The following is a 12,801-nucleotide window of genomic DNA, read 5'->3' on the forward strand; positions in this document are numbered from 1 at the left end:
CGAGAATAAAAGGACGGAGTGAGATAAATGCGTATTGGTGGTTTAGCATCTGGTATGGATACGGATTCAATTATCAGAGACTTGATGAAGGTGCAAAAAATGCCATTGGATAAATTGATGCAAAAAAAGGCATTTACAGAATGGCAACAAGAAGCCTTTCGTGATACCAACTTGGCGTTATCAAATTTACGAACGAGCGCTAGTAACTTGCGACTACAATCTTCTTTTAATGCGTACAGTGCGACGTCATCAGATTCAAGTGGCGTAACTGTATCAACAACCGGAAATGCGGTCAGTGGTACATACAAAGTTCAAGTGATGAGTCTCGCAAGTTCAGCAAAAATGCATTCGATAAATGCAATAGAAAAAGAACCGGGTGTAGCTGCAAAATCAACGGACCAAATCACGACCAATGGAATCATGACAGTCAAAGGCAGTGGTGGCGACATTGAAATTGAGATAACAGAAGGCATGACCTATGCCGAAGTGGCAAAAAAACTCCAAGATTCAACAGCAGGACAAGTACCCGAACTACGAGTCAGTTTTGACGACACCACTTCCCGGTTCTTCATTTCCACAAAAGGAATGGGAGCAGAACAAAACTTCACATTGGATTTTAATGGGAACGCAGCGCTTGCCAAACAAATTATCAACGATGGCGACGCAACAAGTCTAACAACCACAAACGCCACAGATGGCGCAGTGAAATTCGACGGCATTGAAATCAATGGACTCAAAACAAACAGAACAACAGTCAACGGCCTCATTTTGGATTTGAAACAAGCCGGTCCAGAAACAACGGTCACAGTCCAGTCTAATCCGGAAAAACCATTGGCCATGATTAAAGACTTCGTAGAAAAATACAATGAAACGATTTCGACTATAGAGAAGCAATTGATTGAAAAACGTTATCCCGATTTCCAACCGCTTTCGGATGCACAAAAGAAGGACATGACGGAAAATGAAATTGAATTATGGGAAGAAAAAGCACGAAGTGGATTGCTTCGGAATGACCCAACATTAAGAAAAGCTATGCAAGATCTAAGGCGTGCATTTATGGACCCAGTTGAAGGCATTGTTGCTGGAAATATCAGCCTGCTGTCTCAAATCGGCATCAACACAGGGGCATACACAGAAGGCGGAAAGCTTTTCATTGATGAAGTGAAGTTAACAGAAGCACTAAACAAGAAACCCGACGAAGTTATGCAATTATTCACCAATAAATCCGAAGATGGAACTGGCCTTGGAATTGGTGACCGTGTTTATAAAGAGCTGAATGAGATTGTCAAAAGTCTGAGCAGTCAGGCAGGAAGCCCAAGCAGTTCTGTTGATAACAGCATAATTTCCAAAAAAATCAGAAGAATGAACGAAGAAATTAGCAGATGGGAAGACAAAATGATTCGGTTAGAAGACCGCTATTGGAAACAGTTTACGGCAATGGAAAAAGCGTTAAGCCAAATGAATTCACAAAGCATGTGGATGCAGCAGAATATGTTCGGTGGCATGTAATGAGCGGTTACGAAAAAGAGCTCGATACACTTCTAAAACTGACTGAAGAAGTCTATGTTCAAGCACTATCCATAAATTCAAATATGGAAGAAAACGAACCTGAAGAATTAGAAGTCGTACAAAGACTTTTTGAAAGACGTCAAAAAGTCATCGACCAACTTGAAACGTATACAAAACAACCCAATTTTCAATGGGCAACTACCGATCGTGAACAAATTAAGAAATTACAAGACTATGAACAAAAACTGCAACCGTTATTGAATCGGCTTCATCAGTCTTTTCTAGCAAAAATGAACCGGATCAATCAAAATAAACAAGTTTCCCAAAAGTATTTCGGCGCATATCAGAATACAAGTACAGAAGGTTCATTTATCGATAAAAGGAAATAGAAGAGGGGGATTTAAAATGGTAATGACCAATCCTTATCAAACATATCAACAAAACTCAGTCATGACAGCTTCGGGGCAGGAGTTGACGCTCATGCTTTATAATGGCTGCTTAAGGTTCATAAAGTTGGCCAAACGAGCGATGGAAGAAAAGCAATTCGAAGAAAAAAATACGAATTTAATTAAGGCGCAAGCGATCATTCAAGAACTTCAAATTACGTTGAATCGAGACGTCGAAGTGGCAGACAATATGGCGCAACTATACGAATATATCCATAATCGCCTGATCGAAGCGAATATGAAAAATGACCTAACCATTCTGGAAGAAGCGGAAGGGCATGTTTACAAATTAACGGACACATGGAAGCAAGTTATCAAGCTCATGAAAGAAAATAATTAATTTAAGAATTGAAATGAGGGTACTGATTTGGATAAAACATCATGGATAGGCCTAATAGTAGGTTTTGTCGTATTGGTAGGGGGTCTGATATTAAAAGGTTCGGATCCAATTGCTTTATACAATCCGGCTGCATTACTTATTATTTTTGCCGGGACCGCTGCATCTATCCTAATTGCATTCCCGATTAATGAAGTGAAGAAAATACCTAGCCTATTTAAAGTGATTTTTAGTGAAGTAAAACTCATTCCGGTAAAAGAATTAATACCGATGTTTACGGAATGGGCAATTGTGGCGAGAAAAGACGGGTTGCTTGCTTTGGAAGAACAAGCCGAAGAAGTGGAAAATCCTTTCTTGCAACGCGGATTAAAAATGCTCGTCGACGGGCAATCTCAAGAATCTATTAGAGAAATGTTGGAAGAAGAAATATCTGCAATGGAAGAAAGACATGATGTCGGTGCGAAAATTTTCACACAAGCAGGTACTTATGCGCCGACTTTAGGCGTACTTGGTGCGGTCATCGGTTTAGTTGCGGCACTTGGCCATTTAGATGATATTTCATTACTAGGTAAATCGATTTCTGCAGCGTTCATTGCTACGTTGTTTGGAATTTTCACGGGATATGTATTATGGCATCCATTTGCAAATAAATTGAAGCGGAAATCGCAGCAAGAAGTAACGAACAAACTGATTATGTTAGAGGGGCTTCTGGCTATACAAGAAGGTCTGCCTGTACGAGTCGTGGAAGAGAAACTGCTCACCCATTTATCTTTAAAAGATCGAGTACTGGAGACAGACGAAGGGGAAGGTACCCATGTCGAAGCGTAGAAAAAAGGATGAGGATCATGTCGACGAGTCCTGGCTAATCCCTTATGCCGATATTTTGACGCTATTACTCGCCCTGTTTATTGTTTTGTTTGCTGCGAGTGAAATAGACGCACAGAAATTTAAACAAATATCTGACTCATTCAATAGTGAGCTTCAAGGCGGAAAAAATATACTAGACCATGAAGCCGCTGTTGAAACGGTTATTCCTCAAGAATTAATAAAACAAGAGGAAGCCAGAAACTCCGATATTTCGATGGAACAAGACTTTAAAGAATTAAGCGAACTTCAAGAGAAAATCGAAGGCTATATTGAAGAAAAAGGTTTTTCACCGAGACTACAAACGACGCTGACAAGCAAAGGGTTGGTGCTGAAAATCACTGAAGGAATTTTGTTTCCGCCAGGCGGAGCAAATATTTCCGCAGAACCGAGAAAAGTTGCTCAAGAAATTTCTAATTTGCTTGTCACCGACTTGCCGCGCGAAATACTGATTGAAGGTCATACCGATAACGTCCCATCGCATTCAATAGAATATCCAACCAATTGGGAATTAAGCACCGCGAGGGCAATCAATTTCATGAAAGTGCTTCTTGAAAACCAGGATTTGAAACCGCAAAACTTTAGCGCAACTGGCTACAGCGAGTATCGTCCAATCGCTACAAACAACACGGCAAAGGGTAGAGCGGAAAATCGTCGAGTAGAAGTTTTAATCTTGCCTTATCAAAAGCCAAACTAATTATATAGAGGTGTAAGTATGAAGAAGTTTTTAATAATTCTGTTTTCCACAATAATTTTAGCCTCAATTGGCGCAGGAGCAGTTCATTTCTATGACATAGGAGTGCTAGGTTCTAAAAGTGAAAAAGTGAAAACAGTTGAAGATCTGACAAAATTAAGTATAGATACCGATATCATCACGACTAATTTAGCTTCAAGTAATTTCGCGGTTGTCCAATTTAATTTGTTGTTAAGTAATGACGCAGCAAAAGAAGAAATGGAAAAGCGAACGCCTGAAGTACGAGCGGCTATCATTTCGACCGTAGCTAGTTTTACAAAAGACCAGCTAACAGGAGAAAAAGGAATTGTCTCACTTGAACAAGAGTTGTTGGCAAAACTCAATAATACTTTCGATGCAGGTAAAGTGGATAGAGTATTGGTAACAGAATTCAAATTACAATAATGTAAAGTTCCGCTAAACAATCTAAATGAAATGCCGATATATATAAGGAGGATATAAGTGAGTCACATGATTTCAGAGCAGTTGGATAATTGCCGGTTATGCGGAAGTTTATTTTTGAAGAATTACACTGATTACTGCAAAGATTGCTGTAAAGAAGTTGAAGAAAAATATAATAGCATTGCCGAATACTTAAAAAAAGAACAAAACCGCAATGTCACGCTGGAAGATGTCAGTGCGAGTACGGGTGTTTCATTAAAACAAATAGCTGAGTTCATTCGTGATGGCCGCATTTATGCTGAAGATTTTCCCAATCTTGGGTATTCATGTGCACATTGTAGTAAACTAATAAAAAAACAACTTTTATGTGTTGACTGTTTCGACCGATTTTCAACAGATCTCAATAAAACATTAAAAATAGATAAATTGGAGAAAGAAATCGGAAGCGAACAGTTCACAGCCTCAAGGGAATCAAAATACTGGCGTTTAAAAAAATAAGAGACAGGGCGGTGAAGGAATGAATATCGATAAAGTTAATAGTTCTTCCTTTATTCAATCATATCAAAAACAAATGCAAGTATCTAAAACAGAAAAAATGAGACCAATACAAAAAGAAGATGAACTACAAATTTCCAACCAAGCAAAAGAGATGTATGGAAAGAATCTACAAGAAGTTGAAAGACAAGAAAAAATCAACGCATTAAAGGCTCAAATTCAATCAGGTGAATATCAAGTAAACAATCAAGAAGTTGCAGATAAAATCTTTGGATATTGGTTCAAGTAAAGAGGAGTGGTCGAGTGATTAACTCAGTAATCACGACGATGAAAGAATTAATTCAAATACAAAAGAAACTGATACGCTATGCCGAACAAAAGAGAACGGTATTAATTGAACGGAAAATTGATGAATTAAATCAACTGGTGACGGAAGAAGCAGTTCTAGTGAAGCAGCTTGAACAAGTCGAAAATGAGCGCATTCAGCTTGTAGATAACCTACTGGAAGAACATCCATCTCTTAACTTCAACCAATTCGTCGAACAGCTTACAGATGATTTATTAAAAGAGAAAATAATAGCACAACTTCATACATTAAGGGGCCTTATGGCAGATTTGCAAACGAAGAATCGAGTAAATGAAAGACTTATAGAAGATTCGTTAGGCTTTGTTCATCACATGGTTGACCAAGTTGTCAAATCGAAGCAACAACATTTCAATTATCAATCCCCTTTAGATAGACAAAAATCGCAAACAATCAATCACGGATTTTTTGATAGTAAAGCTTAAGTGCAGATAGAAGGAAGGGAAGCATATGGTTTCGACATTTCACGGGTTAGAGCTTGGAAAGCGCGGACTAATGGCTGGTCAAGCAAGCATTGCCACAACGGGCCATAATATGGCAAATGCCAATACCAAAGGGTACTCGCGCCAACAAGTGAATGCAACAACTTCAGCATCATTAGACATTTGGACAAGTGGTCAAATAAATCCTGGTCAGCTAGGTTCAGGAGTCTCAATAGACTCCATTACGCGTGTGCGTGACCGCTTTTTAGATCATCAATATCGAGACCAATCCGGAACACTCGGGGAATGGTCCGTTAAGCAAGAGACATTAGATCGTCTTGAAACGATTATTAATGAACCAAGCGAAACGGGACTTCAATCGGCAATGGACCAATTATGGGGTGCTTTTCAAGACTTAACGAATGATCCGGGGAGCCTTTCAGCGAAAGTGGTCATTAAAGAACGTGCCCAGGAATTTGTAGAAACGGCCCAGGCAATAAATCGTTCAATGACTTATTTAAACGACAGTTTAACCAATCAAATCGCGGAAAAGGTTAGCGAAGCAAACGGTTATTTAAGCCAGATAGCACAATTGAATGAAAGTATTAAACGCAGCGGCACACAGGCAAATGACCTGCTAGATAAGCGTGATGTACTGGTAGAAGAATTATCAAAAATGGTCGCAATCAATGTTTCAGAACAACCGAATGGCATCTATAACATCAGCTTGAAATCGGATTCTACAAATACCCCTTTGACGCAGATTGACATTCCAACTGCTGATGATGGTGGTGAACTATTTGGCGGCGAATTGTCCGGGCTCATCCAATCAAAAGAAATTGTTAACGCCTACCAAGAAAACTTTAGCACAGTAGTTACGGATTTCGTCGTAGCAAGTGAGATGTCTGGTACAGATGACAATCCCGGTGTGAATCTGTTTGCCGGTGATGGTATCGACTCACTCGCAGTTAATCCTGTGCTTGATGAAAATATTGATTTAATTGCACCTTTTAGTTCGTTTGATGAAAATAATTATGAAAGTGTAAAAAAAGACTTTCGTTCAATCGTCAGTAAACTGGGTGCAGAAAGCCAAGCTGCTATAAACTTTAACGCTAATTACGAGGCTGCATTACAAGCGACGGACAATCGACGCCAATCAATGACAGGAATTTCTCTGGATGAAGAAATGGTTAATCTAGTTAAATACCAACATTCTTATAACGCGGCGGCGCGCATGATTTCAACCGTCGATCAAATGCTTGATACGATTATTAACCGGATGGCCGCACGTTAATCAATGGAGATTGGAGGGGAAATAGAATGAGAGTTACACATCAAATGCTTCATCAAAATTCAATAAATAATATGAATCAAAACTTGAGTCGTTGGGAAAAAACGAATAACCAAGTGTCATCCGGAAAACTACTTCAACGCCCTTCAGATGACCCATTCGGTGTAAGCAAGGCCATGAACTTGAAAAGTTCTCTTGCCACAAACGAACAATACGAACGAAATACAAACGAAGCGACCTTATGGCTCGACGAAACAGATCAAACCATCAATTCAATGGTGAGTGTCATGCAACGTGCCCGGGAATTAGCGGTCCAAGGAGATACAGGCACTCAATCTGAACATGGACGCACGGTCATCGCAGCAGAAGTAGAAGAATTAACCGAGCAAATTCGTCAATTCGCTAACATAAGAGTAAACGGCAACTATTTGTTCAATGGACTTAATACAAAACAGGCGCCATTCCCTGATCCTAATTCATATGAAGAAAATACATTTGATACAGGCACCAAAACAGTTTCCATCGGCGACGGCGTGTCAGTTAAAGTAAATGTGACGGCGGACCAGTTATTCGGAAATGCAGAAGCTGAAGCCAATCTATTTAAAACATTGAACGATCTTGCTGAGAAAATCCGTTCCGGTGAATCCGTACCATTAGAGCAACTTGATCAAGGAATCGAACGAATTTTAACAGTAGCAGCAGAAGTCGGCGCTAGGCAAAACCGAGTTGAAGCAATTAACAATCGGATCAAAGATAGCACAATGGAATTGACATCAATGTTATCAAAAACCGAAGACGTCGATTACTCAGTAGCCATTACAAAACTAAAGAGCGAAGAAAGCATCTACCAAGCAAGCCTCGCAGCTACCGCAAAATTGATTCAACCAAGTTTATTGGACTTTCTTAGATAGAAAATAAAAAAGGGGCAGATGCGTTATGCATCTGCTCCTTTTTTAATCATCTAATCGTATTAACTAACCCCATCATATCATCAGCAAACGAAATCGCCCTACCTTGAGATTGAAACAATCGCTGCGTAGCAATCAACTCCGTCATTTCATCCGTTAAATCAACATTCGACGTTTCAAGAGCTCCTTGACCGATTCGAATGGACCCATTATTTTCAGCCGATAAGTTTACCATCCGCAAAGTACCATTCGCAATTTGCTCTGCTTCCGTACCTGGAAGTTGATAACGATTAGCCCCGACCTTTTCAAGTAAATTCGGTTTATTAATATCCGCAATGCTCAATTGGAATTGGGTAGGTTGCCTCGTAGAATCTTTATACGAGATTTCGAGCATCCCATTTTCATTGACCTTCATAGTGTCGTAATCTCTATCAAAAGCAATCGGAACATTATTGGTGTCGAGAACAGAATCCCCGGTTGACGTCACCAAGTTGACTTGGTTTGAATTGAGAATTGGTTGTACTTGAAACGAACCATTTCTTGTATAATACGTATTTCCTTCCGAAGCCACCCGGAAAAATCCACGATCTCCCTGAATCATAAAGTCCAGCGCACGATCTGTCATCATAACGGATCCTTGTTCTGTACGAAGAGCAGTTTGAGTCACTTTTGTACCTGAACCAACTCGTATACCGTTAGGCGTCATTCGCCCAATTTCATACTGTAATCCAGCCTGTCTTTCGAAAGATTGTGTGAGTGCGTCGGAAAAATTTACTTCCTGACGTTTGTAGCCAGCTGTATTCACATTGGAAACATTATTTGCGATAACATCAATCTTTTTCTGTAGTTCGCGCATCGATGTTGCCGCTGAATTCATTTGGATATTCATATTTACAGACCTCCTTAATAAATTCTGCCAATCTCATTGACGGCTTTTTCCATACTTTGATCATAAGCTTGGATTACTTTTTGATTCGACTCAAAAGCACGAAAGGTGTTCATCATTTGCGTCATTGTTTGAGTCAGGTCAACATTCGATTGTTCGATAAATCCTTGTTTAACAAAGGAGCCCGTATTATTAAGCAGACCAACTTCGTCAATAAATTGTGGAGTTTCAGCTGGGTTTCCTCCCCAACGCATTAATCCATGACCTTCTTTAATTAATTGTGCAGGTTCTTCGGTATAGCCTAGCCATAGGCGATTTGTATTAGAACCGTCATTTAAGATGACCCGACCATTATCTTCAACCGTAAATTCTGAGGAATTAACCTGAATAGGTTGTAAATTTTGATTTAACACATTGTAACCTTCGCTTGTTGTGAGGAAACCATCTTGATTAACAGTAAATTGTCCATTTCGAGTATAGCGAACTTCATTATTATCTATTTGAACAGCAAATACTATCGTCCCTTTTTGCTGTGTGACTGGATTGATAGGTAAACTGTCTTCAAGAATCGAGATGTCGGTTCTATTCCCTGTATCTTTTAATGCACCTTGAATGAAAGATGGAATTGCTTCTTGTGCATAAACACCTGTATTTAACGTGCCAATTCTATTCTGGGTAGCGCTATTGTTTCCAGTTCCCATCGCCTTTATTAATTGGGCAGGAAATGAACGCAATACAGTTTGATCTTGTTTAAATCCTGGTGTATTTGCATTTGATAAATTATTTGTCAGAATTTGTTGGTTTCTGTTATTCGCCATCATCCCTGATGTGGCAGTATATAGACCACGAAACAAAGTAGATCCCATCCTTTCAAAAACCGATATTTACCAGTATACCATTATTTTGGAGAAAGAAGGAAGAAACAATATAAAATATGGTGAATAATATTACTAGAAAAACTTTCGGACTTTTTTGTGAAGAAATATTAGGCAAAGGGGGATAATTGTGGTAAAGTATAACTATGATTTGTTGTATTTTGTCGAAATGGGTAGTTGATTAGTAATAGAGCAGAAAATTGATAAATAAATTAACTTAAAACTAAATAATGTTATCGTCACGATAATGGCAAACTTATTCGAAAGATAAGGACGCAAAGCCACGGGCCTAAATATGTAAATATACGGCAGCCGGGTTACCGAAAGATGGAATATATCTAAACTCCATCCTTTAGGGCGGAGTTTTTTGTGTGGAAACAAATATTTTTGGTCAAAGGGGGCTTAATGGTGAACATATTTCCACAATCTTTTCAATCATTAGAGCAAGCTTTATCCACTTCAACATTAAAACAGAGAGTTCACTCAGCGAATATTGCGAATGTCGACACGCCGAATTATAAGACTAGACATGTTAGTTTTCATGAAACATTGAATGATGCACTAACTAAACAGTCCATTTCAAGCTATAAAACAAATTCTAAACATTTTTCATTCAGCAATGAAACTTCACATAATACACCGAACATTAAGGTGAACAACACAACAGCTTATAAGCCCAATGGCAATAACGTTGACATGGACTTAGAAATGGCAGAGTTAGCGAAAAATCAATTATGGTATAACGCATTAACGGAACGAGTAAATGGGAAATTCAATACTTTACGAACAGTCATCAACGAAGGGAGATAGGAGAAATGAGCTTATTTAACGGCTTTAATATTAGTGCGTCCGGATTAACCGCAAATCGGTTGCGCATGGATGTTGTTTCTTCGAATATAGCCAACGCAAATACAACTCGAGCTCAGCTTGTAAACGGCGAATGGGTGCCATATCGCCGAAAATCTGTGGAATTAACCCAAAGCGGAAAATCACCTTTTGCACTTCAACTCCAATCTGCACTTCAAAAAGAATCTGCAAAAGTTTCTGGGGTAATCGTAACTAGAATTAGGGAGGATCAAACCCCATTCAATCTCTCCTATGACCCTGCAAATCCAGATGCAGACGAAAACGGTTATGTACAATTGCCAAATGTGGACCCGATTAAGGAAATGGTTGATCTTATGTCTGCAACACGTTCCTACGAAGCGAATGTTACAGCGTTAAATGCATCGAAAAATATGTTTATGAAAGCTTTGGAAATCGGTAAGTAATTCACAAAATCACTAAGGAGGGTCCCATGGAAAAATTAAGCCAGATTCAAACCCCATTTATTCAATCTCAATCAATGCCTAAATTGAAGCAAGATGAAAAGATGGTCGATTTTGGGCAAGTATTTAAACAGTCATTAGAAAAAGTAAATGCCGCACAACAAGAATCAGACTTGCTGACGGATAAATTAGTTAGAGGCGAAGTAAAAGATGTCCATGAAGTGATGATTGCAGCACAAAAAGCAAGTCTTTCCTTACAACTTACCCTGCAAGTTCGCAATAAAGTTGTAGAAGCATATCAAGAGGTTATGAGAATGCAAGTATGATTCTTAAAATCAAGAATTAGGATGAAGTGATAAATGAAGGAAAAGTTAATTTATTATAAAAACAAAATAATTGATTCCAACTCATGGGGAAAGATTCCTAGCAAAACAAAATGGATATTGATAAGTTCTTTTTTTCTTACGATTCTATTAATCTTTGTGCTGGTTTTTTTTAGTTCAAGGTCGAATTTTGTTGCTTTGTATTCGAATTTGACACCTTCCGAGGCTGGTGAGATAAAAACTGCGATTGAAGAAAAAGGAATTCCAGTTCAAATCTCAACAGATGGGAAAACGCTCAGCGTTCCGAACGAAGAACTTGCAAATTTAAAGGTTGGTTTAGCGGCAGAAGGAATTCCAAAAAACGGAAATGTGAATTACAGCATTTTCAGTGAAAATATGGGATTGGGTATGACAGATCGACATTTTGATGTTGTTGAGCGCGATGCAATGCAAAACGAACTTGCCTATTTAATTCGGCAAATTAGTGGAGTAACGGATGCAAATGTAATGATTACACTTCCAAAAGAAAATATTTGGATTACGGATACAGACCAAGCCGCAACTGCATCAGTAATTGTGAAAAGTGAGCCATCCTTTCAATTGGATCAGAAGCAAATTAATGGTTTGTATTATCTGATCAGCAAAAGTGTTCCAAACCTGCATACGGAACAAATTGTAATCATGGATCAAAATGGACAAGTATTTGAAATGCAAGAAGAAAATCAGCTGGACACATCGTTGTCCCTTTATCAGCAACAACGGGAAATTAAGAAGGGAATTGAGCAAGATATTCAGCGAGAACTTCAGCAAATGCTAGGTTTGCTTCTTGGTCGTGACAAAGTTGTCGTGTCCGTCATGGCGAGTGTTGATTTTACGAAAGAAAAGCGGGAAGAAGAACTAGTTGAACCCGTTGATTTAGAAAATAATCAAGGAATTGAAATCAGTGTTGAACGAATCATAGAGTCTTTTTCAGGCGAAGGAAGCACTGGTGATACGGGTACCGGTACTGGTGAGGGCGAAATCGCCAATTACCCAGGCGAAGGTGAAAGTGGAAGTAGCGATTCAGAGAGAACTGAAGAGCGGATTAACCGTGAAGTTAACAGGATACATCGCCAGATTGAATTATCTCCATATGTCATTGACGACATTACGATAAATGTTGGGGTGGAGCCACCTACACCGGATAATTTAGCCAGTCTAACGCAACAAAATATAAATGATATTAGTAACTTGCTTAAAAATGCAGTCAGTACTTCTCTAAGTATGAACGGGGCAGAAGTGACTGAGATGGATTTAGATGACAGAATTTCCGTATTTGCTACCGAGTTTCAAGGTAAACCGGATTTAGACATTGAAAAACCAAACGATACGCTCTTAAATATTAATGATTTATCAATCAATATTTGGATGCTCATAGCGGCTGGAGCAGCTTTAGCTATAATCGTTCTTTCCATCATTCTGTTTATTCGCAAAAAGAAACGCGATAGGCTAGAAGAAGAACTTTCTCTAAATATGTACGAACAAACACCATTCCCAGGTCTAGAAGACGAGGAAGAAGAAATTGATTTATCGGATTTCAATAAGACAAATCCAAAGCGGAAAACAATTGAAAAGCTTGCAAAAGAACGACCTGAGGATTTTGCTAAATTATTAAGAACTTGGATGTCGGAAGATTAGG

At 38.9% G+C, this 12,801-nt stretch carries 17 protein-coding genes and 1 riboswitch; of the genes, 15 read left to right on the top strand and 2 right to left on the bottom strand.

Annotated elements, in window-relative coordinates:
* Nucleotides 1–27 precede the first annotated feature (27 nt).
* The 11 genes from fliD (at nucleotide 28) to flgL (ending at nucleotide 7,774) form a co-directional block, all read left to right on the top strand.
* The gene (gene fliD, locus G8782_RS11875; RefSeq protein WP_172371424.1) at nucleotides 28–1,509 is read left to right on the top strand and encodes a flagellar filament capping protein FliD; all 1,482 of its coding nucleotides are present in this window, start codon (nucleotides 28–30) and stop codon (nucleotides 1,507–1,509) included.
* Nucleotides 1,509–1,898 (top strand): flagellar protein FliT, encoded by a 390-nt coding sequence (gene fliT, locus G8782_RS11880; protein WP_172371426.1) that lies wholly within the window; start codon nucleotides 1,509–1,511, stop codon nucleotides 1,896–1,898. The genes fliD and fliT overlap by 1 nt, the downstream gene beginning before the upstream one ends.
* Nucleotides 1,899–1,914: 16 nt before the next feature.
* Entirely contained in the window at nucleotides 1,915–2,295 is a 381-nt protein-coding gene (gene fliS / locus G8782_RS11885) for a flagellar export chaperone FliS (RefSeq protein WP_172371428.1), read from the top strand.
* Nucleotides 2,296–2,322: 27 nt separating this feature from the next.
* Nucleotides 2,323–3,120: a flagellar motor stator protein MotA gene (gene motA, locus G8782_RS11890; RefSeq protein ID WP_172371430.1), complete on the top strand. Its 798-nt coding sequence runs from the start codon at nucleotides 2,323–2,325 to the stop codon at nucleotides 3,118–3,120.
* A complete protein-coding gene (gene motB / locus G8782_RS11895; RefSeq protein ID WP_172371431.1) occupies nucleotides 3,107–3,853 on the top strand; it encodes a flagellar motor protein MotB in 747 nt (248 codons plus the stop codon). Before motA ends, motB begins: the two co-directional genes overlap by 14 nt.
* 18 nt (nucleotides 3,854–3,871) lie before the next feature.
* A complete protein-coding gene (locus tag G8782_RS11900; protein ID WP_172371433.1) occupies nucleotides 3,872–4,294 on the top strand; it encodes a flagellar basal body-associated FliL family protein in 423 nt (140 codons plus the stop codon).
* Nucleotides 4,295–4,360: 66 nt separating this feature from the next.
* Nucleotides 4,361–4,789, top strand: a complete 429-nt coding sequence (locus G8782_RS11905) for a flagellar protein (RefSeq protein WP_172371775.1) — start codon at nucleotides 4,361–4,363, stop codon at nucleotides 4,787–4,789.
* Nucleotides 4,790–4,808: 19 nt separating this feature from the next.
* Entirely contained in the window at nucleotides 4,809–5,075 is a 267-nt protein-coding gene (gene flgM, locus G8782_RS11910) for a flagellar biosynthesis anti-sigma factor FlgM (protein ID WP_172371443.1), read from the top strand.
* A 14-nt stretch (nucleotides 5,076–5,089) separates the two neighbouring features.
* Nucleotides 5,090–5,575: a flagellar export chaperone FlgN gene (locus G8782_RS11915; protein ID WP_172371445.1), complete on the top strand. Its 486-nt coding sequence runs from the start codon at nucleotides 5,090–5,092 to the stop codon at nucleotides 5,573–5,575.
* A 25-nt stretch (nucleotides 5,576–5,600) separates the two neighbouring features.
* On the top strand, nucleotides 5,601–6,866 hold the full coding sequence (flgK, locus tag G8782_RS11920) for a flagellar hook-associated protein FlgK (protein WP_172371447.1): 1,266 nt from the start codon (nucleotides 5,601–5,603) through the stop codon (nucleotides 6,864–6,866).
* Nucleotides 6,867–6,892: 26 nt separating this feature from the next.
* Complete coding sequence (gene flgL / locus G8782_RS11925) at nucleotides 6,893–7,774, top strand: flagellar hook-associated protein FlgL (RefSeq protein ID WP_172371449.1); 882 nt, start codon at nucleotides 6,893–6,895, stop codon at nucleotides 7,772–7,774.
* A gap of 46 nt (nucleotides 7,775–7,820) precedes the next feature.
* On the opposite strand, the gene G8782_RS11930 is transcribed toward flgL, so the two are convergent.
* Nucleotides 7,821–8,660, bottom strand: coding sequence for a flagellar hook-basal body protein (locus G8782_RS11930; protein ID WP_172371451.1), 840 nt, complete (start codon nucleotides 8,658–8,660; stop codon nucleotides 7,821–7,823).
* A 14-nt stretch (nucleotides 8,661–8,674) separates the two neighbouring features.
* Nucleotides 8,675–9,511, bottom strand: a complete 837-nt coding sequence (locus G8782_RS11935; RefSeq protein WP_172371453.1) for a flagellar hook-basal body protein — start codon at nucleotides 9,509–9,511, stop codon at nucleotides 8,675–8,677.
* 260 nt (nucleotides 9,512–9,771) lie between these two features.
* A riboswitch (cyclic di-GMP riboswitch) is annotated at nucleotides 9,772–9,857 on the top strand.
* 83 nt (nucleotides 9,858–9,940) lie between these two features.
* Between G8782_RS11935 and flgB the strand changes: the two genes are divergently transcribed.
* Genes flgB through fliF form a run of 4 tightly spaced genes read left to right on the top strand, consistent with a single transcriptional unit; the run spans nucleotide 9,941 to nucleotide 12,800 of the window.
* Nucleotides 9,941–10,342 carry a flagellar basal body rod protein FlgB gene (gene flgB / locus G8782_RS11940; RefSeq protein WP_172371455.1) on the top strand — a complete coding sequence of 134 codons (402 nt, stop codon included), beginning with the start codon at nucleotides 9,941–9,943 and terminating at the stop codon, nucleotides 10,340–10,342.
* A gap of 5 nt (nucleotides 10,343–10,347) precedes the next feature.
* A complete protein-coding gene (gene flgC / locus G8782_RS11945; protein WP_172371457.1) occupies nucleotides 10,348–10,803 on the top strand; it encodes a flagellar basal body rod protein FlgC in 456 nt (151 codons plus the stop codon).
* Nucleotides 10,804–10,829: 26 nt separating this feature from the next.
* On the top strand, nucleotides 10,830–11,126 hold the full coding sequence (gene fliE / locus G8782_RS11950; protein WP_172371459.1) for a flagellar hook-basal body complex protein FliE: 297 nt from the start codon (nucleotides 10,830–10,832) through the stop codon (nucleotides 11,124–11,126).
* A gap of 33 nt (nucleotides 11,127–11,159) precedes the next feature.
* Entirely contained in the window at nucleotides 11,160–12,800 is a 1,641-nt protein-coding gene (fliF, locus tag G8782_RS11955; RefSeq protein WP_172371461.1) for a flagellar basal-body MS-ring/collar protein FliF, read from the top strand.
* The last annotated feature ends 1 nt before the right edge of the window (nucleotide 12,801 follow it).

The organism is Sporosarcina jiandibaonis, assembly GCF_013184495.1.
Taxonomy (GTDB): domain Bacteria; phylum Bacillota; class Bacilli; order Bacillales_A; family Planococcaceae; genus Sporosarcina; species Sporosarcina jiandibaonis.